The sequence below is a fragment of the Mycolicibacterium pulveris genome, assembly GCF_010725725.1.
Classification (GTDB): Bacteria; Actinomycetota; Actinomycetes; order Mycobacteriales; family Mycobacteriaceae; genus Mycobacterium; species Mycobacterium pulveris.
Genome location: NZ_AP022599.1, coordinates 2,803,817 through 2,823,579 on the forward strand (window position 1 = coordinate 2,803,817; position 19,763 = coordinate 2,823,579).

General features: G+C 68.2%; 23 protein-coding genes and 1 tRNA gene. 12 read left to right on the top strand and 12 right to left on the bottom strand.

Annotated features, from left to right (window positions below; genetic code table 11):
• Window positions 1-33: 33 nt before the first annotated feature.
• Entirely contained in the window at window positions 34-723 is a 690-nt protein-coding gene (locus G6N28_RS13535; RefSeq protein WP_163901015.1) for a HemK2/MTQ2 family protein methyltransferase, read from the top strand.
• Complete coding sequence (locus G6N28_RS13540) at window positions 720-950, top strand: CDGSH iron-sulfur domain-containing protein (RefSeq protein WP_163901017.1); 231 nt, start codon at window positions 720-722, stop codon at window positions 948-950. The genes G6N28_RS13535 and G6N28_RS13540 overlap by 4 nt, the downstream gene beginning before the upstream one ends.
• On the opposite strand, the gene G6N28_RS13545 is transcribed toward G6N28_RS13540, so the two are convergent.
• Window positions 930-1,988 (bottom strand): iron-containing redox enzyme family protein, encoded by a 1,059-nt coding sequence (locus G6N28_RS13545; RefSeq protein WP_163901019.1) that lies wholly within the window; start codon window positions 1,986-1,988, stop codon window positions 930-932. The two genes, G6N28_RS13540 and G6N28_RS13545, sit on opposite strands and share 21 nt — an antisense overlap.
• Window positions 1,989-2,070: 82 nt before the next feature.
• Between G6N28_RS13545 and G6N28_RS13550 the strand changes: the two genes are divergently transcribed.
• Window positions 2,071-2,307, top strand: a complete 237-nt coding sequence (locus G6N28_RS13550) for a hypothetical protein (RefSeq protein ID WP_163901021.1) — start codon at window positions 2,071-2,073, stop codon at window positions 2,305-2,307.
• Here the strand turns inward: G6N28_RS13550 and G6N28_RS13555 are convergent.
• From G6N28_RS13555 to ponA2, 5 genes are all read right to left on the bottom strand, one after another.
• Entirely contained in the window at window positions 2,294-3,109 is an 816-nt protein-coding gene (locus G6N28_RS13555; protein WP_163901023.1) for a mycofactocin-coupled SDR family oxidoreductase, read from the bottom strand. The genes G6N28_RS13550 and G6N28_RS13555 overlap by 14 nt on opposite strands.
• A 120-nt stretch (window positions 3,110-3,229) precedes the next feature.
• Window positions 3,230-3,303: transfer RNA gene (locus tag G6N28_RS13560), tRNA-Pro, on the bottom strand.
• 338 nt (window positions 3,304-3,641) lie between these two features.
• Complete coding sequence (gene cds1 / locus G6N28_RS13570; protein ID WP_163901028.1) at window positions 3,642-4,739, bottom strand: L-cysteine desulfhydrase Cds1; 1,098 nt, start codon at window positions 4,737-4,739, stop codon at window positions 3,642-3,644.
• Between the two features lie 3 nt (window positions 4,740-4,742).
• The gene (locus G6N28_RS13575) at window positions 4,743-5,729 is read right to left on the bottom strand and encodes a metallophosphoesterase (protein WP_163901030.1); all 987 of its coding nucleotides are present in this window, start codon (window positions 5,727-5,729) and stop codon (window positions 4,743-4,745) included.
• Between the two features lie 74 nt (window positions 5,730-5,803).
• Entirely contained in the window at window positions 5,804-8,263 is a 2,460-nt protein-coding gene (ponA2, locus tag G6N28_RS13580) for a transglycosylase/D,D-transpeptidase PonA2 (protein ID WP_163901032.1), read from the bottom strand.
• A gap of 304 nt (window positions 8,264-8,567) precedes the next feature.
• Here ponA2 and G6N28_RS13585 point away from each other — a divergent pair, with 304 nt between their 5' ends.
• Window positions 8,568-8,924 carry a WhiB family transcriptional regulator gene (locus G6N28_RS13585; protein ID WP_163901033.1) on the top strand — a complete coding sequence of 119 codons (357 nt, stop codon included), beginning with the start codon at window positions 8,568-8,570 and terminating at the stop codon, window positions 8,922-8,924.
• Between the two features lie 30 nt (window positions 8,925-8,954).
• On the opposite strand, the gene G6N28_RS13590 is transcribed toward G6N28_RS13585, so the two are convergent.
• Both G6N28_RS13590 and G6N28_RS13595 read right to left on the bottom strand, forming a co-directional pair.
• On the bottom strand, window positions 8,955-10,082 hold the full coding sequence (locus G6N28_RS13590; RefSeq protein WP_163901035.1) for an ATPase BagB: 1,128 nt from the start codon (window positions 10,080-10,082) through the stop codon (window positions 8,955-8,957).
• Window positions 10,083-10,109: 27 nt separating this feature from the next.
• On the bottom strand, window positions 10,110-11,129 hold the full coding sequence (locus G6N28_RS13595) for an ATPase BagA (protein WP_163901037.1): 1,020 nt from the start codon (window positions 11,127-11,129) through the stop codon (window positions 10,110-10,112).
• 75 nt (window positions 11,130-11,204) lie between these two features.
• On the opposite strand from G6N28_RS13595, the gene G6N28_RS13600 reads away from it, so the two are divergent.
• From G6N28_RS13600 to G6N28_RS13610, 3 genes are read left to right on the top strand one after another with little or no spacing between them, the layout of a single operon-like run.
• Window positions 11,205-11,366 carry a Sp36 family protein gene (locus G6N28_RS13600; protein WP_163901039.1) on the top strand — a complete coding sequence of 54 codons (162 nt, stop codon included), beginning with the start codon at window positions 11,205-11,207 and terminating at the stop codon, window positions 11,364-11,366.
• Complete coding sequence (locus G6N28_RS13605; protein WP_163901041.1) at window positions 11,363-11,878, top strand: RidA family protein; 516 nt, start codon at window positions 11,363-11,365, stop codon at window positions 11,876-11,878. Before G6N28_RS13600 ends, G6N28_RS13605 begins: the two co-directional genes overlap by 4 nt.
• Window positions 11,879-11,885: 7 nt before the next feature.
• Window positions 11,886-12,665 carry an MBL fold metallo-hydrolase gene (locus G6N28_RS13610; RefSeq protein ID WP_163901043.1) on the top strand — a complete coding sequence of 260 codons (780 nt, stop codon included), beginning with the start codon at window positions 11,886-11,888 and terminating at the stop codon, window positions 12,663-12,665.
• Between the two features lie 115 nt (window positions 12,666-12,780).
• Here the strand turns inward: G6N28_RS13610 and crp are convergent, their stop codons facing one another.
• Both crp and G6N28_RS13620 read right to left on the bottom strand, forming a co-directional pair.
• Window positions 12,781-13,455, bottom strand: a complete 675-nt coding sequence (crp, locus tag G6N28_RS13615; protein ID WP_046754443.1) for a cAMP-activated global transcriptional regulator CRP — start codon at window positions 13,453-13,455, stop codon at window positions 12,781-12,783.
• 102 nt (window positions 13,456-13,557) lie between these two features.
• Window positions 13,558-13,851: a hypothetical protein gene (locus G6N28_RS13620; RefSeq protein WP_235674765.1), complete on the bottom strand. Its 294-nt coding sequence runs from the start codon at window positions 13,849-13,851 to the stop codon at window positions 13,558-13,560.
• A gap of 114 nt (window positions 13,852-13,965) precedes the next feature.
• On the opposite strand from G6N28_RS13620, the gene nth reads away from it, so the two are divergent.
• From nth to marP, 4 genes are read left to right on the top strand one after another with little or no spacing between them, the layout of a single operon-like run.
• Complete coding sequence (gene nth, locus G6N28_RS13625; protein WP_163901047.1) at window positions 13,966-14,778, top strand: endonuclease III; 813 nt, start codon at window positions 13,966-13,968, stop codon at window positions 14,776-14,778.
• Between the two features lie 20 nt (window positions 14,779-14,798).
• Window positions 14,799-15,449, top strand: coding sequence for a TlpA family protein disulfide reductase (locus G6N28_RS13630; protein WP_163901049.1), 651 nt, complete (start codon window positions 14,799-14,801; stop codon window positions 15,447-15,449).
• Window positions 15,446-16,228 carry an NUDIX hydrolase gene (locus tag G6N28_RS13635; RefSeq protein WP_163901051.1) on the top strand — a complete coding sequence of 261 codons (783 nt, stop codon included), beginning with the start codon at window positions 15,446-15,448 and terminating at the stop codon, window positions 16,226-16,228. The genes G6N28_RS13630 and G6N28_RS13635 overlap by 4 nt, the downstream gene beginning before the upstream one ends.
• Entirely contained in the window at window positions 16,225-17,412 is a 1,188-nt protein-coding gene (marP, locus tag G6N28_RS13640) for an acid resistance serine protease MarP (RefSeq protein ID WP_163901053.1), read from the top strand. The genes G6N28_RS13635 and marP overlap by 4 nt, the downstream gene beginning before the upstream one ends.
• 3 nt (window positions 17,413-17,415) lie before the next feature.
• Here the strand turns inward: marP and G6N28_RS13645 are convergent, their stop codons facing one another.
• Entirely contained in the window at window positions 17,416-18,390 is a 975-nt protein-coding gene (locus tag G6N28_RS13645; RefSeq protein WP_163901055.1) for an alpha/beta fold hydrolase, read from the bottom strand.
• Window positions 18,390-18,899 carry a phage holin family protein gene (locus G6N28_RS13650; RefSeq protein WP_163901057.1) on the bottom strand — a complete coding sequence of 170 codons (510 nt, stop codon included), beginning with the start codon at window positions 18,897-18,899 and terminating at the stop codon, window positions 18,390-18,392. The genes G6N28_RS13645 and G6N28_RS13650 overlap by 1 nt, the downstream gene beginning before the upstream one ends.
• 178 nt (window positions 18,900-19,077) lie before the next feature.
• Here G6N28_RS13650 and G6N28_RS13655 point away from each other — a divergent pair, with 178 nt between their 5' ends.
• Complete coding sequence (locus tag G6N28_RS13655) at window positions 19,078-19,761, top strand: S1 family peptidase (RefSeq protein WP_163906234.1); 684 nt, start codon at window positions 19,078-19,080, stop codon at window positions 19,759-19,761.
• Window positions 19,762-19,763: the final 2 nt, after the last annotated feature.

Sequence of the window (19,763 nt, forward strand, 5' to 3'; positions counted from 1 at the left end):
GATCCCGCAGCGAACTTTGTCGAAAGGGCCGATGTGACTACTGCCTACACCGACCTGAGTAGCCCGGTCGCAGTCGAGGGTGTGTATGCCCCGCAAGAAGACTCCCAGCTCCTCATCGATGCCATGGAGAAAACCGGTCTGGCACAGGGTAACCGGGTCGCCGACCTGTGCACCGGCTCCGGAGTGGCCGCCATCGCGGCCGGCGAGCAGGACGCCAAGCAGGTCACCGCGTTCGACATCTGTCCACGAGCGGTGTACTGCGCACGCAACAACGTGGCGACCGCGGGGGTCGACGTCGCCGTGCATCTGGGTTCGTGGGCGCGGGCCGTGGAGTTCGGACCCTATGACCTGGTGATCTGCAACCCCCCGTACGTGCCGCACGATCCCAGCCTCGACGACGCGCTGCTGTCGCACATCGGACCTGCCCGGGCATGGGATGCGGGATACGACGGCCGCCTGGTCCTGGACCCGCTGTGCGCGGCGGTGCCCGCGCTGCTTGCCGACGGCGGTTCGTTTCTGGTGGTGCAGTCGGAGTTCGCCAGCCCGCGCCAGACGCTGGGTGCCCTGGCAGCCGCCGGCATGGACGCGGAAATCGTTGCTTACCAATGGATTCCGTTCGGTCCGGTATTGACCGCGCGGGCCGACTGGCTGGAGCACACCGGTCGCCTCGAGCCGGGGCGCCGCGAAGAGGAGCTCGTCGTGATTCGGGCCGACAAGCCATGAGCGACAATCAGCCGCGCACGGTGCGGATCGTCCCGTCCGGACCGGTCATGGTGCAGGGTCCGGTGCGGATCGAGATGCCCGACGGCAGCATCGTGGAGTCCGACCGGTTCATGGTCGCGATCTGCGCGTGCAAGCGCAGCAAGGATTACCCGTTCTGCGATACCAGCCATCGGTGCAAACGGCGCGCCGAGGCGACCGCCAAGGCGTCAGACAAGCGGTCGGCGTAGCGACGAGCGGTTGTCGGTCCAGCAGTCCATCAGGTGCTTGGCCAGCCGCTCCTCCACGACGTCGCGGGCCCGGATTCCGAACACCACATCGCGTTCCAACTGCGGTTCACGCGCGACCAGATCCCCGACGACGTCGGTGCGCACGACCTGTTCGTGGACGGCGTCGGCGACGACGTGCTCCTGGTAGAACGCCACGCACGGTTCCGGCGCGCCCATCCGTTCGAGGGCCTGCACCAGGCGGCGGGAACCGGGTGAGGAGGTGATCTCCGTCGACGCGAAGTGCCCGATCGTGGCACCGCGAAGCTCCCGGTGCAACCCGAACAGCGACATCAGGTTGACCGAGGCCAGCGCATCGGCCGACACCGAGTCGAGGTAGCCGAGGTAGGACGAATCCAGCCCCGCGGCGTCCATGAGGTCGGCGTACAGCTGCTGGTGCACGTGTTCGCCACGGCCGCCACCGAATTCGTCGAACTCGACCGCGACGAACGCGGCCTTGGCGTGTCCCGCCAATCGGGGGATCGCCCAGGCGTGCGGATCGGCTTCCTTGAGGTGATACACCGAGCGATGCACGAAGTACTCCTGCATCTGCTCCCAGGTGCCCTTGTCGCGCAGATAGTAGGACGGACCCTCGCCGTCGACGGGTTCGACCGACAGCTTGTCCATCTCTGCTGCGGCGGTGTCCTCGGCGGAGATCGGACCGACATCGTGGCGCACCGCGCTGAGGAAGATCTCCTCGAGACGGCCCCGCAGATGCAACAGCGAGGGATTCCACTCCCAGCGGGGGCTGACCCCGGCGAACCCGCGATAGTGCAGCTCGTAGCAGATGTAGAGCGCCAGCTGCATGTCCAGCCCGTAGGGGTCTGCCTCGGCCACCGGAACATCGATCGGGTGGGCGTGCAGCGCGGGGCGATCCCGGCGCAGCAGGTCGATGATGGTGGCGGACAGCGGCCCGACGGCCTGGGGCAAAGCGGGTTCGACGAGAGCCGAGGGCGTAGAAGACGTAGAAGACGTAGAAGACAGGGTCACGGCCTTGTTCATTCCCCGCATCGGTGCCGGTCAAACCGTTTAGACGTCCGCTCTCGCGGGTAGCCGGCAGGCAACATGGGTCGAGGGGATCGCAATGTTGGAGCTGGACGTGCTTCTGGCGCTTTACTTCTGTGGCTGGGTCGTCGTCTCGATAGGCCTGTATGTCGCGGGTAGGCGGTTCGCGGACGACGCCGCGCCGCACACGTTCGGGGTCAGCGTCCTCGGCGGGGCGGTGTGGCCGCTGCTGCTCGTCGGCGTGGTCGAGGCGAGCTCCATCGTGGTGCTGACCAAACTGCAGCCGAAGTCGGCCGAGGAGGTCAGCGCTTGTTGAGCATGCCGGCGTCGACGGGCACGACGGTGCCGGTCACGTAGCGGGCGTCGTCGGAGGCCAGCCACGCAACCGCATTGGCGACGTCGCGCGCCTCGACACAGTCGACCGGCATCGCGTTCTCCAGCACGCGGGCGAAGGCGGGCTCGTACTTCTTGAGCACGCTGAGATCACCGTTGTTCGACATCGGTGTCGCGACGGTGGTCGGTGCCACGCTGTTGACGCGGATGTAGTGCGGGGCAAGGTAATTGGCGTATGCGCGCATCAGGCCGACGACGCCGTGCTTGGCGGCGGTGTAACCGAGCATCCCGCCGGAGACCACCGGGGCGCCGATGAGGCCGCCGGTCGAGCTGGTCAGGATGATCGAGCCGCCGCGGTCCTGCGCGAGCAGCGTCGGCACGGCGACCCGCAGCGTGTTCCACACCCCCTTGAGGTTGACGTTGACGACGTCGTCCCACTGCTCGTCGTCGGAGGCCATGCTGCCCGGGCCGATACCGGCGTTGGCCACCACGATGTCCACCCCGCCCAGTGCGGCCACGCCGTCGTCGAAGGCCTTCTGAAGCGCCGCGACGTCACTGACGTCAACCACATGAGCCACGATGCGTCGGCCCAGGGACTCGACCTGCCCCACGGTCTCGTCCAGGTCCTCCGGCGTCGACATCGGATAGGCCACCGTGGGGTATTGCGCGCATACGTCGACGGCGATGACGTCGGCGCCCTCCTCGGCGAGGCGGACCGCGTGCGCGCGGCCCTGGCCACGCGCGGCCCCCGTGATGAAAGCGACCTTGCCGTCCAGTTTGCCCATGGCTACTCCTGTTCAGTGCCCGTTCAGCGTCCCGAAGTCAGATGCCGCAGACAGTAGCGGTGGGCGGTTGTCCAGAAGGTGAAACGAATCGAGTTCGCAGGAAGTCCTGCGCTCACTGAGTCGGGGTGGCGGGATTTGAACCCACGACCTCTTCGTCCCGAACGAAGCGCGCTACCAAGCTGCGCCACACCCCGCGTGAAGCCACGACAGCCTATCGCACCGGCGGGGGGCGAAGCCAAACGCTCCGGCGCCGCCTACGCCTCGCGATTTCTACCGCAGGGCTGTGGAAACCGTCCCGCCCACGACCCTGGTGTAGAACTCGCGAGCGACAACGACCGGCGAATGTGGGCTGCGACACGCCGAGGGATGGATGGCGATGTCGGTGGCGTTATGCACACTGACGCACAGAGACCAACGAAGCGAGGCGTGAGATGACCGTCCTAGGCGCATCCATCTACGTGGGGTTCTTCGTCATGGCCGCGCTGTGGCTGTTCCTGACCTCCGACGGCCCCCTTCTCGGCGAGCCCGACGATCAGGGCCAGCGACCCGAGCGCTCGAACTCGGAAAGCACCGACGCGGCCTCAGCGGACTCCAGCCCCTGGCTGGTGAGCCACTCGTCGCAGAAGTAGGTGTCGGCATAGCGGTCGCCGCTGTCGGCCAGCAACGTCACCACCGAACCGCGACGGCCGTCGGCCAGCATCTCCGCCAGCAACCCGAACGCGCCCCACAGATTCGTGCCCGTCGACGGGCCCACCCGCCGGCCCAGCACGGCGCTGGCGTGGCGCGCGGCGGCCACCGATGCGGCGTCGGGAACCTGGACCATCCGATCGACCACGTCGGGCAGAAACGACGGCTCCACCCGCGGCCTGCCGATGCCCTCGATGCGTGACGACATCCCGGTCACCACGTCGCGGCGCTGCACGTACGACGGATAGAACGCCGAGTTCTCCGGGTCCACCACGCACAGCCTGGTGGCGTGCCGGCGGTAACGGATGAACCGGCCGATCGTCGCGCTGGTGCCGCCGGTGCCCGCGCCGACGACGATCCAGTCCGGGATCGGATGCGCTTCGTCGCGCATCTGCTCGAAGATCGACTCGGCGATGTTGTTGTTGCCGCGCCAGTCGGTGGCCCGCTCGGCGTTGGTGAACTGGTCGATGAAATGACCGCCCGTCTCCGCGGCGAGCCGCTCGGCCTCCTCATACATCTGGGACGATTCGGCCACGAAATGGCAACGGCCGCCTTGTGATTCGATGAGCGCGATCTTGCTGGCGCTGGTGGTCTGCGGCATCACCGCGATGAACGGCAGCCCCAGCAGCGCCGCGAAGTAGGCCTCCGACACCGCCGTCGAACCCGAGGACGCCTCGATGACCGTGGTGTTCTCGTGGATCCAGCCGTTGCACAGCCCGTAGAGGAACAACGACCGCGCCAGCCGGTGTTTGAGGCTCCCGGTGATGTGGGTGGACTCGTCCTTGAGGTACAGCTGCACGTCGCAGCGGTCCGCCCACGACGACGGCAGCGGATAGCGCAGCAAATGGGTGTCGGCGCTGCGCCGGGCGTCGGCCTCGATTAGCCGCACCGCGTTGTCGACCCACGCGCGTGAATGGCCCCGGGTGGCGACGGCGCTGCGCAAGGCTTACCGCACGGACACGCTCGGATGAGACTGACCCACCCGGGTGCCAACGTCGCGCCCGCCCGTCGGCGCGGGCACCAGCGTCAACAGCGTGGCGTCCGGGCGGCAGCAGAACCGCAGCGGCGCATACGGCGACGTGCCGATGCCTGCCGACACGTGCAGCTGCATGTGGGCGCCCCACCGCGACGGGCCCTTGGCCCGCGATCGGTCCAGGCCGCAGTTGGTGACCAGCGCGCCGTAGAACGGCAGGCACAGCTGGCCGCCGTGGGTGTGGCCGGCCATCACCAGCTGGTAGCCGTCGGCAGCGAAGCGGTCCAGCACGCGCGGCTCGGGTGAATGTGTCAGCCCGAGCTTGAGATCGGCCGCGGCGGGCGCCGGGCCGGCGATGGTGTCGTAGCGGTCCCGGGACAGGTGCGGGTCATCCACACCGGCGGCCGCGATCCGCAACCCGTTGACGGTGAACTCGCGACGGTTGTGAGTCAGGTCCAGCCAACCGCGCTCGGTGAACGCCGCCCGCAGGTCCTGCCACGGCAGCGGTTCGCCGTGCACGCGGTGGCCGGGATTGGCCAGGTAGTTCAGCGGGTTCTTCGGGCGCGGACCGAAGTAGTCGTTGCTGCCGAAGATGAACACGCCCGGAATCGCGAGCAGTTCCGTCAACGACTGCACCACGGCGGGCACGGCCTTCGGGTGGGCCAGGTTGTCGCCGGTGTTGACCACCAGGTCGGGTTCGAGCGCCACCAGCTCACGCAGCCACGCCTGCTTGCGCCGCTGACCGGGCCGCATGTGAATGTCGCTGATGTGCAGCACCCTCAGCGGCGAGGTCCCCGGGGACAGCACCGGCATCGTGACCTCGCGCAGCACGAAGGCGTTGCGCTCGATGATCGAGCCGTAGGCGATGCCGGCGGCCAGCGCACCCGCGCTGACCGCGGCGGCGCTTTTCAGGGTCGACGGCGACGACCGGGTCGTCGAACGGGATGAACGCGCAGGCATGTCAGTGAGCCTACTGCCACTCGCCGACGGTTACCTCTTTGCACAGGTCGGCGTGGGCAACCCCACAACCCCGATCAGCCCGGCGGCGGGGGCGGCGGAGGCGGCGGCCCGAGCACCGGAACCGTGATCGGCGGCAGGCCCGGGATCTGCACGACAGTCTCGCCGACCGGGACCGGCAGCCCCGGAACCCCCGGCGGAGCCTCCGGCGGGGGCGGCGGGGCCGGAGGAATGCCGTTGGAGATCTGCAACGTGATGATCGAGCCCGGCACCGTCTGCCCGCTCGGCGACGTACCGACCACCGTGCCGTACGACGACGAGCTGTTCACCGGCGTGGCGTCGTTGGCGACCTGAAAGCCCGCGTCGCGCAGCCGCTGCCGAGCGGTCTCCTGCGTCAGCCCGGCCACGCTCGGCACCTTCGAACCGGGCGCGCCGTCGACGAAACGCGGATCGGTCGGCGGCAGGTTGACCTCGCCGAAGGCGGTGGCGATCGGCTTCATCGCCGCGAACCAGGTCCTGGCGGGCTCGTTGCCGCCGTACAGGTTGCCGTTGCCGCCGCACTTGCGGAGCGGGAACGAACACAGCGATCCCGGCGACGCCGAGTCGTCGTAGATGTAGCTGGCGCCAGCCAGCTGGTTGGTGAAGCCGAGGAAGCCCGACGAGCGGTGCGCCTCGGTGGTGCCGGTCTTACCCGACATCGGCAGGTCCCAGCCCACCGAGCCCGCTGCACCCGCGGCGGTGCCAGCCCCCTTGTCGTCCTTGCTCAGCGCGTTGGCCAGCGTGTTGGCCAGCCCCTCGGGCACCACCTGCTCACACGTCTCGGTGGTCACCGACACCTGCTCGCCGTGCCGGTCGATGACCTCGGCGATCGGGTTGGGCGGACACCACATCCCGCCGGAGCCCAGGGTGGCGGCGACGTTGGCCAGCTCGAGCGGGTTGACCTCGATGGGTCCCAGCGTGAACGAGCCGATGTTCTGGCGCTTGACGAAGTCGGCGAGGCTCTCGTTGCTCTCGGGGTCATAATCACGCGCGGTGCCGGGCAACGCGTAGGACCGCAGGCCCAGCTTGACGGCCATGTCGACCGCGCGCGGCACGCCGATCTGCGAAATCAGCTTGGCGAACGCGGTGTTGGGGGAGGTTGCCAAGGCGTCGGTCACGTTCATGCTGCCGCGGTAGTTGCCCGCGTTCTCCACGCACCACGTCGCGGGCGGGCAGCCCCTCGCGCCGCCGCTGCCCAAACCCTTGGCCTGGAACCGGGCCGGGGCGTCCAGCTGCGCGTTGATGCCCATGCCCATCTCCATCGCGGCGGCGACGGTGAAGACCTTGAAGATCGACCCGGCGCCGTCGCCGACGAGCGAGAACGGCTGCGGCTGCATGGTCTCTTCGGCATCGGAGTTCAGGCCATAGGTGCGGCTGCTGGCCATCGCCAGCACCGGATGGGACTCCTTGCCCGGCCTTATCACGCTCATCACGCTGGCCACACCGTCGCGCTCGGCGTCGGCGAACTGGTTGACCGCCGACTTGACCGACGCCTGCACGTCGGGATCCAGGGTGGTCTTGATCAGGTAGCCGCCCTTGGCGACCTGTTCCTTGCTGATGCCCGCGCGGGCCAGGTACTCCAGGGCGTAGTCGCAGAAAAAAGCCCGGTCACCGGCGGCGATGCAGCCGCGCGGCAGTTCTTTGGGCTGGGGCAGGATCCCGAGGGGTTTCTCCTTGGCTGCGCGCAGCGCGGCGGCCTCCTCGGGCAGGTTCTCGATCATCGTGTCGAGCACGACGTTGCGGCGCGCCAGCGCACCGTCGGGGTTGGTGTAGGGGTTCAGGGTGCTGGTGGACTGCACCAGCCCGGCCAGCAGCGCCGCCTGCTCCCAGTTGAGTTCGGAGGCGTCGACGCCGAAGTAGGTCTGCGCGGCGTCCTGCACCCCGAACGCGCCGTTGCCGAACGACACCAGGTTCAGGTAGCGGGTCAAGATCTCGGGCTTGGTGAACGTCTTGTCCAGGGTCAGCGCCATCCGGATCTCGCGCAGCTTGCGCGCCGGCGTGGTCTCGACGGCCGCGCGCCGTTCGGCCTCGGTCTGCGCGATGACCAGCAACTGGTAGTTCTTGACGTACTGCTGCTCGATGGTGGAGCCACCGCGGGTGTCGAGGTTGCCGGACAGGTAGCCGGAAAGGCCCGTCAGCGTGCCCTGCCAGTCCACGCCATTGTGCTCGGCAAACCGCTTGTCCTCGATGGACACGATCGCCAGCTTCATCGTGTTGGCGATGTCCTCGCTGGGCACCTCGAACCGACGCTGGGAATACAGCCACGCGATGACGTTGCCCTTGGCGTCTACCATCGTCGAGACCTGCGGCACCTCGCCCTCGACCAACTGCGCGGACCCGTTGGCGACCACATCGGAGGCCCGGTTGGAGATCAGGCCGGCACCACCCACCAAGGGAAACATCAACGCCGCGGCCAGCACACTGGCCAGCAGGCAACACCAGGCCAGCTTGACGACCGTGACCGTTGTCGGCGGTCGCGGCGGCTGACTCTCTGGCATGGCTACAGAGTAGCTACGCGGATTCGGCCGCAAAACGGGCTGCGTCGATCGGCAGGCAAAAGAACCTCCGAGCAGCACACATATGGTCGCCGCCGTCAATTTTGGGCGCTGACGGCACGGTCGTCCCAAAAAAGTGGCTAACTACCCATTGCGCAAAACCCCCTGACCACCTAAGTTGAGCTAACAGTGCGATGCAGGTCACATTAGGACCCTGCACTGTGGCGTAGATCGCAATCGCGTTCTACACCGGACGACATGGCCGCCACGGCGTTGGCAGGCGGCAGGGAAAGAAGGGATTTCTCGGGTGTCAGCAACTAGGCCCGCGGCTCGCAGGACAAGCATGACTTCTTCCGCCCACACTGTTGTCCACGGCGCCGAAGCCGAAGCGCGTATCGCTTGGGTGTCTCAGGCTCGCTGCCGTCAGACCGATCCCGACGAACTGTTCGTACGCGGAGCCGCGCAGCGCAAAGCCGCGGTGATCTGCCGGCACTGCCCCGTGATCCTCGAATGCGGCGCCGACGCCCTCGACAACCGCGTCGAGTTCGGCGTGTGGGGCGGCATGACCGAACGCCAGCGGCGCGCCTTGCTCAAGCAGCACCCCGAGGTCGTTTCCTGGGCCGACTTCTTCGCCGCCCAACGCAAGCACCGCAGCGCCGGCTAGGCCGCTACGCGGCTCTAGCCTGATCGGCCGCTAGGACGCCGCCTCGCCGGTGATCTGATCGGCGATCGCGCGCAGCGCCTCCAGATCCGACACGTCGAACGGCAGCGACGGCACGCCGACGATCGGCACGTGCGGGTTCGCTCCTGTGAACCGCGACAGCAGTCGGACCTCGCGTTTTGCCGTCATCGCGCGATCGGCGTGGATCCTGAGCACGGCCGCGGTCAACGAGTTCGGGTCCTTCTTCTCGAGCTCCTCGGCGGTCTCCTCGGCCTTGTCCGCGTGCAGGTCGCACAGCGTGGGATGGGTGCGGTTGAGGATCAACCCGGCCAGCGGCATGTGCTCCTCGGAGAGCCGGTCGACGAAGAACGAGGCTTCGCGTAGCGCGTCAGGTTCGGGCGCGGAGACCACGACGAACTGGGTGCCGCGTCGCTTGAGCAACTCATACGTGCGGTCCGCTTTCTCCCGGAACCCGCCGAACGTGGCATCCAGAGACTGAACGAAACCGGCTGCGTCGGCAAGCATTTGAGAGCCCAACACAGTCGACAAGGCCTTCATCGCCAGCCCGACCGCACCGGTCACGAGGCGGCCGAATCCTCGACTGGGCGCCAACAGCAGCCGCCACAGTCGGCTGTCCATGAAGCTGCCCAACCGTTTTGGCGCGTCGAGAAAGTCCAAGGCGTTGCGCGACGGCGGAGTATCCACCACGACCAGATCCCATTTATCTTGCGCGAGAAGCTGTCCCAGCTTCTCCATCGCCATGTACTCCTGTGTGCCCGCCAGCGATGTGGCGACCGTCTGGTAGAACTGGTTGTCCAGAATCGCGTCGGCCCGATCGGCGCCGGAGTACTGGATCACCATCTCGTCGAAGGTGCGGCGCATGTCGAGCATCATCGCGTGCAGCCCGCCGGGTACCTCCGGAGCCAACGGAACACGCTGGGGGGTGTTGCCGAGATCGGCGATGCCGAGCGCCTGGGCCAGGCGCCGGGCCGGGTCGATCGTCAACACCACCACGGTGCGGCCGTATTCGGCCGCCCGCAGCGCCATCGCGGCCGCCGTCGTGGTCTTGCCGACACCGCCTGCGCCGCAGCACACCACGACACGGTTGGAGGTGTCCTTGATGATCGAGCGCATGTCGAGCGCCGGTGGGGTGGTACTCATCTACATCTCCTCAACGGTCTGATGGGCCTACCGGACGCCCTGCTGCGCAAGCTCTTCGGCGAGCTCATACAGGCTGCCCAGATCAACGCCGTCGGCGATCTGCGGCAGCGCAAGGCGCGCCACATCGAGCGCGTCGAGTTGTTCAGCGCTCTCCGCGCGAGCCTTGATTCGGGTGGCGTGCTGGATCGCCTCGGTGAGCAGTCCAGCGAAATCCTTGTCGGACAGTGTGATCCCGACCTCGGCAAGAGTGGATCGCACCTCGTCGGCGTCGATGTCGCCCTCGGCGGCCTTCGCCAGATCTTCCGGTGACAGGTACGCCGGGATGTTGCGGTTGACGATGACGCTGCCGATCGGCAGACCGAGCGCCTTGAGCTCGTCGATGGCCTCCAGCGTCTCCTGGATCGGCAGCGCCTCCAACAGCGTGACGAGATGAATCGCGGTGAGATCGGAATGCAGCACCTTGACGACGCTTTCGGCCTGCCCGTGCACCGGCCCGCCCTTGGCCAGATCGGAAACGGCCTTGGTGACGTCGAGGAACCGGGCGATGCGCCCGGTCGGCGGCGAGTCCACCACGACGGCGTCGTACACCGGGTGCTTGCCCTTTTCGGCGCGGGTCACGACCTCGCGGATCTTTCCGGTGAGCAGCACATCTCGCAGCCCGGGGGCGATCGTCGTCGCGAACTCCACCGCGCCGATCCTGCGCATCGCGCGCCCGGCCAGCCCGAGGTTGTAGAACATGTCGAGGTATTCCAGGAACGCCGCCTCGGTGTCGATCGCCAGCGCGTTGACCTGGCCGCCGCCCTCGGCGGTGGCGATCTTGACCTCTTCATACGGCAGCGGCGGAACGTCGAAAAGCTGCGCAATGCCTTGGCGCCCTTCGACTTCCACCAGCAGCACCTTGCGCCCGCCGGCGGCTAGTGCTAACGCCAAAGCCGCGGCGATTGTCGACTTGCCGGTACCGCCCTTGCCGGTGACGAAATGCAGGCGCGCCTTGGTGAGGCGAGACGGCCAGCCGACGGAATGCTTGCCGTTGATAGTGGAAGCCACCAGTGCATGCTAACGAAGTGGTTTGCGGGCTCATGACGCCCGCAGCCGCATTTGACCGCCGGATAAGCTCGGCATATGACCGAACCGACCCGTTGGGAGTACTCCACCGTCCCGTTGCTCACCCACGCGACCAAGCAGATCCTCGACCAGTGGGGCGAGGATGGCTGGGAACTGGTGGCGGTGCTGCCGGGGCCCACCGGTGAACAACACGTCGCCTACCTCAAACGACCGAAATGACTCCGGAGCCGGAGGGCCGGCGACATCAGACTCCGGAGCCGGAGGGCCGGCGACATCAGACCCCGGCCGGCCGGTTGGCCGAGTTGGGCATCGAACTGCCCGCGTTGGTGCCCCCGCTGGCGGCCTATGTGCCCGCGGTGCGCACCGGCAACCTGGTCTACACCGCCGGGCAGCTGCCGATGAAAGACGGCGCGCTGGCGCAGACCGGCAAGGTGGGCGCCGAGGTGAGCCCCGAGGAGGGCAAGGCGCTGGCGCGGGTGTGCGCGCTCAACGCGCTGGCCGCGGTGCATTCGCTGACCGGCATCGACGCGATCACCCGGGTGGTAAAGGTGGTCGGGTTCGTCGCGTCGGCGCCGGGGTTCTACGGCCAGCCCGGGGTGGTCAACGGCGCCTCGGAGCTGTTCGGCGAGGTTTTCGGCGACGCGGGCGCGCACGCCCGGTCGGCGCTCGGGGTGTCGGCGTTGCCGCTGGACGCCCCGGTGGAAGTCGAGATCATCGTCGAGGTGGCGTGAGCCAGCGGTGACCCTCGAGCATCCCGCCTACGGGCAGCTGCGGCCGGTGACCCAGACCGCGTCGGTGCTGCTGTGCGACAACCCCGGCAAGATGACGCTCGACGGCACCAACACCTGGGTGCTGCGCGGACCGGGCAGCGACGAGATGGTGCTCGTCGACCCCGGGCCTGATGAGGACGACGAGCACGTCGCGCGGCTCGCCGAACTCGGCGACATCCCGCTGATCCTGATCAGCCACCGCCACGAGGACCACACCGGCGCCATCGACCGCATCGTCGAGCGCACCGGCGCGGTGGTCCGCTCGATGGGCAGCGGATTCCTTCGCGGGCTGGGCGGACCGCTCACCGACGGCGAGGTCATCGAGGCGGCGGGGCTGCGGATCACCGTGATGGCCACCCCGGGGCACACCGCGGACTCGGTGTCGTTCGTCCTCGACGACGCGGTGTTGACCGCCGACACGGTGCTGGGCCGCGGCACCACCGTGATCGACAAGGAGAACGGCAGCCTGCAGGAGTACCTGGAGTCGTTGCGCCGGCTGCGCGGCCTGGGCGGGCGCACGGTGCTGCCCGGCCACGGGCCCGAGCTCGCCGATCTTCAGGCCGTCAGCGACATGTATCTGGCCCACCGCGCAGAGCGGCTCGAGCAGGTGCGCGCGGCGTTACGGGAGCTCGGCGACGACGCAACCACCCGCCAGATCGTCGAGCACGTGTACACCGACGTCGATGAAGAACTCTGGGACGTCGCCGAATGGTCCGTGCAGGCCCAGCTGGACTACCTGCGAGCCTGACCCCTGGGGCGCCCCAATTCTCGCCCCAATTCTCGCCCAAAGGGACAAACGGGCGGGAAAGTGTGAGTAAATCCCGCCATTTCGTCGATCTCGGCGAACGAAACGGCGCAGATGATTAGCGGGCGCGGCGGGCCAGCCGCTCGGAGTCAGAGATCAGTACGCTCTTGCCCTCCAGTCGAATCCAGCCGCGATGTGCGAAGTCGGCGAGCGCCTTGTTGACGGTCTCGCGCGAGGCCCCGACGAGCTGAGCGATCTCCTCCTGGGTCAGGTCGTGCGTCACGCGCAGCGCGCCGCCCTCCTGGGTGCCGAAGCGCTGGGCCAACTGAAGCAGTTGCTTGGCCACGCGGCCGGGCACGTCGGTGAAGATCAGGTCGGCCAGGTTGTTGTTGGTGCGGCGCAGGCGGCGGGCCAGCACCCGCAGCAGCTGCTCGGCGATCTCGGGGCGATCGGCGATCCACGATCGCAGCGCGTCGCGGTCCATCGTGACGGCGCGCACCTCGGTGATCGTGGTGGCGCTCGACGTCCGCGGCCCGGGGTCGAAGATCGACAGCTCGCCGAACATGTCCGACGGGCCCATGATGGTGAGCAGATTCTCGCGGCCGTCCGGCGATCGTCGCCCGATCTTGATCTTTCCGGACACGATGATGTACAACCGGTCGCCTGGCTCCCCTTCGGCGAACACGGTATGCCCCCGGGGGAAGTCGACGGGCTGCAGTTGCTTTGTCAGCGCCGCCACGGCGCTGGGTTCGACCCCCTGGAAGATTCCGGCCCTCGCCAGGATCTCGTCCACGTTGCCCCTCTTAGCCTGTTGGGTGATATGACATGCGCAAGCCGACCTCTAGCCGGTTAGCGAAATCAGTCTAGAGGTACCCCAATTCGCGACCAGCCCACGCTACACACGATTCGCATGTCGAGTCGGCTGAAATCCCGGATTGGCGCTCCGATGACCGTAATACCGCGTTGGCAAATCCGATGTCGCTCCGTTGCTGGTCAGCCTGCTACTTGGCGAATCGTGGGTGTGCTGGCGTTGCCGCGCCCGGTCCAGCGCGGTGCCCATCCCGTCCCGGGCCAGCGTGTCGACGTCCGCGGCCCCGGCGTGGGCGAGGAAAGTGGCCACGTCGGTGGCCGACACCGTGTCGCGGTTGAGACCCGCCTCGAGACGATCGAGGCCCAACGTCGCCAGCATCAGCAACCCCGGAATCAATCCGACCAGCAACCAGGACACAAGGCTGAAGTAAACACGGCCAAGGTCTCAGCGGGATCACGAATTGTCACCGGTCCGCCGTAGCGTCGTTCGGCGATGTCTGACGTCGTCAGTAGGCTGGCCTTCGTGACGGTGGGCGAGACATCAACGGACAAGCCGGCCGCGGCAAAACGCGCCCGGAAATGGGACAGCGAAACCCGCATCGGCCTCGTCCGTCGAGCGCGGCGAATGAATCGGAAACTCGCGCAGGCATTTCCACACGTGTACTGCGAACTGGACTTCACCAACCCGCTCGAGCTCACGGTCGCGACCATTCTTTCCGCGCAGAGCACCGACAAACGGGTCAACCTCACCACGCCCGCGCTGTTCAAGCGCTACCGCACCGCCCGCGACTACGCACAGGCCGACCGCGCCGAACTCGAGGAGCTGATCCGCCCCACCGGCTTCTTCCGCAACAAGGCCAGCGCGCTGATCCGGCTGGGCCAGGAACTCGAGGAGCGGTTCGACGGTCAGGTGCCCGCCACCATGGAGGAGCTGGTCACGCTGCCCGGCGTCGGGCGCAAGACCGCCAACGTCATCCTCGGCAACGCGTTCGGCATTCCCGGCATCACCGTCGACACCCATTTCGGCAGGCTGGTGCGGCGGTGGCGGTGGACCGACGAGACAGACCCGGTCAAGGTCGAGCACGCGGTCGGCGAGCTGATCCCCCGCAAGGAGTGGACCGACCTGAGCCACCGCGTCATCTTCCACGGACGCCGGGTCTGCCACGCGCGTAAACCGGCCTGCGGGGTGTGCGTGCTGGCCGACGACTGCCCCTCGTACGGCCTCGGGCCGACCGACCCCCTGGTCGCTGCGCCCCTGGTCAAGGGCCCCGAAACCGAGCACCTGCTGGCGCTGGCCGGGCTGTAGCCCGCCCGGGGTGGACAACCATGCGCAGCTCGACCCGCTGGACCGTCGCGGTGATGGTCGTCCTGGTCGCGCTGGGCGTGGCGCTGTGGGCAGAACTGGGCGACGACGGCGACGCCGGCACCGGCCCGAAAGACCCGGGCACCGCCCGCGACCGCCGCGACGTCGACACTCCGGAAGCCCTGGCCGGCCCCCGAGCGCGCGCGGACCTTGCGCCGTGCCCGACGCCGGGGGTCGGCGAGGGGCCCGAAGCCCTGCGCGGCATCACCCTGGAATGCGCGGGGGACGGCGCCATGGTCGACGTCGCCCAAGCGCTGGCCGGCCGGACGGTGGTGCTCAACCTGTGGGCCTACTGGTGCGCACCGTGCGCGGCCGAACTGCCCGCGATGGCCGAGTACCAGCGCCGCGCCGGACCCCAGGTCACCGTGCTGACGGTGCACCAGGACGAGAACGAGACCGCGGCCCTGCTGCGACTGGCCGAACTGGGCGTGCGGTTGCCCACCCTGCAGGACGGGCGCCGGTTGATCGCCGCCGCGTTGCGGGTACCGAACGTCATGCCCGCAACCGTGGTTCTTCGCGCGGACGGTACCGTTGCCGACGTCCTGCCGCGCTCGTTTGACAACGCCGACGACATCGCCGCGGCGGTCGACCCGTCGATAGGAGTTCCGGGGTGAGCTGGGTCAGCGAGCACAGTCCGCTGGCCCCGGACGCTGCGCCGCCGTGGCTCAAGTCCCTGCTCGACAACACCGACCAGGTCAAACGGGTCTATCGCCGCCGGGTGCCGCCCGAATTGCTGGGCATGGCGATGACGGCCAGCGCGACGGCGGCCACGCCCGGCGCCGGTCGTGACGCCGCGGTGCTGGTGCTGTTCTCCGGGCCGCCGCAGACGCACACCGGCGGCGTCCCCGAGGACGTCGACCTGCTGGTCACCGTGCGCGCCGCGACGCTGCGGCATCACGCCGGGCAGGCCGCGTTTCCCGGCGGGGCGGCCGACCCCGGCGACCTCACCCCGGTGCACACCGCGCTGCGCGAGGCCAACGAGGAAATCGGCATCGACACCCGTCGGTTGCACCCGGTGGCCACGCTGGAACGGCTGTTCATTCCGCCGTCGGGTTTCCACGTCGTGCCGGTGCTGGCCTACTCCCCGGACCCCGGCCCAGTCGCCGTCGTCGACGAAGCCGAAACCGCGATCGTCGCCCGGGTTCCGCTGCGGGCGTTCATCAACCCCGAAAACCGAATCATGGTGTACCGCAAGGAAAATACCCGGCGTTTCGCGGGCCCGGCGTTTCTGCTCAACGAGATGCTGGTGTGGGGGTTCACCGGGCACGTCATCTCGGCGATGCTCGACGTCGCGGGGTGGGCGCAGCCGTGGGACACCGAGGACGTCCGTGAACTCGACGAGGCAATGGCGCTCGTCGGGCGCGAGGCCGGTTACGGTGAAACACAACCATGACTTCGTCGCAGTGGCTCGACCTCGTTGTTCTCGCCGTCGCCTTCATCGCCGGGCTTTCGGGCTGGCGTTCTGGCGCGCTGGGGTCGCTGCTGTCGTTTCTCGGTGTGGTGCTCGGCGCGGTGGCCGGGGTGCTGCTGGCCCCGCACGTGGTGGCCAACATCGACGGCCCGCGCACCAAGCTGTTCGTGACGTTGTTCCTGATCCTCGCGTTGGTGGTGGTCGGGGAGATCGCGGGCGTGGTACTGGGCCGCGCGGTGCGCGGCGCTATCCGCAACGGGGGGCTGCGGGCGATCGACTCCCTGGTCGGGGTGGCGCTGCAGATCGTCGCGGTGTTGGTGGCCGCGTGGATGCTGACCTATCCGCTGCAATCGTCCGATCAGCCGAACCTGGCCGCCGCGGTGCGCGGCAGCCAGGTGCTCAAGGAGGTCAACGACCTCGCGCCGGACTGGTTGCGGTCGGTGCCGACCCGGTTGTCGGCACTGCTGGACACCTCCGGTCTGCCCGACGTGCTGCAGCCGTTCGGGCGCACCCCGATCGTGGCCGTCGACGCCCCCGACGCCTCGTTGGCCGTCGACCCCGTCGTGGCTGCCACCCGGCCCAGCGTCGTGAAGATCCGCGGGGTCGCGCCGGGCTGCCAGAAGGTGTTGGAGGGCAGCGGGTTTGTGGTGGGCCCCGACCGGGTGATGTCGAACGCGCACGTGGTGGCGGGCTCCGATAGCGTCACCATCGAAGCCGACGGCCAGACGTATGAGGCCTACGTGGTGTCCTATGACCCCGAGGCCGACATCTCGATCCTCGACGTGCCGAACCTGGCGTCGCAGCCGCTGCAATTCGCCGGGGCCCCGGCGTCGACGGGAACCGACGCTGTCGTGATGGGATATCCCGGTGGCGGGGATTTCGTCGCCACACCGGCCCGGGTCCGAGAGATCATCGAGCTCAGCGGGCCCGACATCTACCGCACCAGCACGGTGGAACGTGAGGTGTACACCATCAGAGGCACTGTGCGCCAAGGTAACTCGGGTGGGCCGATGATCGACCGTGACGGCAATGTGCTCGGGGTGGTGTTCGGTGCCGCGGTGGACGACGCCGACACCGGGTTCGTGCTGACCGCCAACGAGGTGTCGCGTCAAATGGCCAAGGTGGGCAATTCCGAGCGCGTCCCCACCGGCACCTGTATCTCCTAGCTGTCAGCCGTACACCTGAGCCAAGAAGCGCGACAGCTGCTCGTTGACCGCTTCCGGCGCCTCCTCGTGCGCGAAATGGCCTGCGCCCGTGATAGATACGTAGCGGCCGTGCGGTGCGTAGCGCTGGGTGCGGTACACCGGGTCGGCCAACACGTAGGGGTCGGCATCGCCGCGCAGATGCAGGACCGGAACGTTGATCGGTCGTTGCATCGACCGCATGAACCGCCGTCCCTCGCCGCGCAGTTGGCTGCGCACCGCCCAGCGCTGATACTCCAGCGCCGAGTGTGCGGCCGACGGGATCTGACAAGCCCGCCGCAGATGCCCGATGGTTTCGGTGAAGTCTTCGGAGGCAAGCCATTTCGCGCTGGCTCGGCTGCGCACCAACCGCTCCAGTTCCTGGGCGTTGCGGCGGGTTAACGCGTGCTCGGGCCACATCGGCACCTGGTAGCGCAGCAGCGAGGGCAGCAGCGCCGAGCGCTGGTCGCGGTGTCCGAGCGCAGAGGCACGAAGGGCCACCGGGTGGGGCGAGCTGACCACGGCGATCGCCCGCACCGCGCGCGGGTGCAGCACCGCCGTGGCCCAACAGACCAGGCCGCCGTCGGCGTGGCCCACCAACGTGGCCTCGTTGTGGCCCAACGCCCGCACCAGCCCCGCGGTGTCGCCGGCCAGGGTCCAGCCGTCATAGCCGCGGGGCGGTTTGTCGCTGTCTCCGTAGCCGCGCAGGTCGACGGCCACCACCCGGGCGCCGGTCAACGCCCGCAGCTGGTGGCGCCACGACCACCAGAACGATCCGAAGCCGTGCAGCAGGATGACCAGTGGCCGGTCGGTGGCCGGCACCGTGTCGGCGTCAGAACTGAGCGTGCCGGTGGCGTCGGCCTCGACCACGTGGAAGCGAATTCCGTTGGCGTGCACACCAAGATGACGCCAGGGACCGTCGATGCGAACCACCGACGGGTCGGGCGGGTGCCCGCGGGGCATTACCAGCCGGACGGGTCGGTGGTCGACGCCGGCTTGCCGTCGCCCGCCGCGAGCGCCTTGGTCTTGTCGTGGCCGGGGGTCAGCGCCTCGGGGATCTCCTTGACCGATTCGATGGTCTGCTGCGGGCCGCGGATGCGACGTACCTTGAGGTAACCGAGCAGTCCGAAGATCGCCGTGAACACGACCATGATGCCGAACACGATCAGGAACGCCGCCCAGCGCCAGATCCAGGTGTCGAGCAGCTCGGCGACGAAAAAGAAGAAGAAGAACGTGGAGTAGAACAGCACCACCAGCGCCAGGACGAAGTAGACGCTGCCGGTGAGCCCCTTCTTGACGTCGCGGGTGATCTCGGCCTTGGCCAGTTCCACCTCCGCGCGCACCAGCGTCGACACCTGCGTGGTGACGTCTTTGACCAGATCACCGATCGACGGGTCGGCCTTGGGGGCGTGCGGGTCGACCAGGGGTATCGACGTCACGGTGGTCGGCGCGCCATTCCTGCGATCGCTCACGAACAGTTCCTCCCGCCTCGGCTATCGGTCGCGGTTCATGTTGCCATGTCGGCGGTGGCCATGTGGCGTGCGGCCAACCACGGGCGACCGAAGTTAAACTGGCTGCGTTCCAGCAAGGCAGGTCGGGCTCGCGATTGAGGAGACATCTTTGAGGATCAGCGGCCGCTGCCTGCGTCGTCTGCGAACCACCCTCGTCACCCTTGCCGGGCTGGTGGCCCTCGCGGGACCGGCGCCGGTGGCCCACGCCGCCGAGCCGGTGGCGCTGGGCGGCGGGTCCGGACTGGTCGTCAACGGCGAGACGATGTGCACGCTGACCGCGATCGGTCATGACAATCGCGGCAACCTGGTCGGCTTCACCTCCGCTCACTGCGGGGGGCCGGGGGCGCAGGTCGCCGTGGAAGACGCCCCCGAGGCCGGCGTGGTGGGCACGATGGTCGCCGGCAACGACGCGCTGGACTACGCGGTGATCCAGTTCGACCCGGCCAAGGTGCATCCGGTCAACAACGTCAACGGGTTTCAGATCGACGGGCTGGGCCCGGACCCCGTCGTCGGCGACATCGCCTGCAAGCTGGGGCGCACCACCGGCTACTCCTGCGGGGTGACATGGGGCCCGGGCACCGAGCCCGGCACCTTCGTCAACCAGGTGTGCGGACAGCCGGGCGACTCCGGGGCCCCGGTCACCGTCAACAACCGTCTCGTGGGCATGATTCACGGCGCGTTCTCGGAGAAACTGCCGACCTGCATCATCAAGTACATCCCGCTGCACACGCCCGCGGTGACGATGTCGTTCAACACCCAGCTGGCCGACATCACCGCGAAGAACCGACCGGGAACGGGTTTCGTCCCGGTCGGCGCTTCATGACG

Excerpts from the sequence above, each read along its gene's own strand:
- G6N28_RS13605 (WP_163901041.1), top strand. The coding sequence starts at position 11,363 with ATGACTCCGGAGCCGGAGGGCCGGCGACATCAGACTCCGGAGCCGGAG.
- G6N28_RS13600 (WP_163901039.1), top strand. The coding sequence starts at position 11,205 with ATGACCGAACCGACCCGTTGGGAGTACTCCACCGTCCCGTTGCTCACC.
- G6N28_RS13645 (WP_163901055.1), bottom strand. The coding sequence starts at position 18,390 with ATGCCCCGCGGGCACCCGCCCGACCCGTCGGTGGTTCGCATCGACGGT.
- nth (WP_163901047.1), top strand. The coding sequence starts at position 13,966 with ATGTCTGACGTCGTCAGTAGGCTGGCCTTCGTGACGGTGGGCGAGACA.
- G6N28_RS13590 (WP_163901035.1), bottom strand. The coding sequence starts at position 10,082 with ATGAGTACCACCCCACCGGCGCTCGACATGCGCTCGATCATCAAGGAC.
- G6N28_RS13575 (WP_163901030.1), bottom strand. The coding sequence starts at position 5,729 with ATGCCTGCGCGTTCATCCCGTTCGACGACCCGGTCGTCGCCGTCGACC.
- ponA2 (WP_163901032.1), bottom strand. The coding sequence starts at position 8,263 with ATGCCAGAGAGTCAGCCGCCGCGACCGCCGACAACGGTCACGGTCGTC.
- G6N28_RS13545 (WP_163901019.1), bottom strand. The coding sequence starts at position 1,988 with ATGAACAAGGCCGTGACCCTGTCTTCTACGTCTTCTACGTCTTCTACG.
- G6N28_RS13540 (WP_163901017.1), top strand. The coding sequence starts at position 720 with ATGAGCGACAATCAGCCGCGCACGGTGCGGATCGTCCCGTCCGGACCG.
- marP (WP_163901053.1), top strand. The coding sequence starts at position 16,225 with ATGACTTCGTCGCAGTGGCTCGACCTCGTTGTTCTCGCCGTCGCCTTC.
- G6N28_RS13555 (WP_163901023.1), bottom strand. The coding sequence starts at position 3,109 with ATGGGCAAACTGGACGGCAAGGTCGCTTTCATCACGGGGGCCGCGCGT.
- G6N28_RS13550 (WP_163901021.1), top strand. The coding sequence starts at position 2,071 with ATGTTGGAGCTGGACGTGCTTCTGGCGCTTTACTTCTGTGGCTGGGTC.
- G6N28_RS13630 (WP_163901049.1), top strand. The coding sequence starts at position 14,799 with ATGCGCAGCTCGACCCGCTGGACCGTCGCGGTGATGGTCGTCCTGGTC.
- G6N28_RS13620 (WP_235674765.1), bottom strand. The coding sequence starts at position 13,851 with ATGCTGGCGACGTTGGGCCTCGATCGTCTCGAGGCGGGTCTCAACCGC.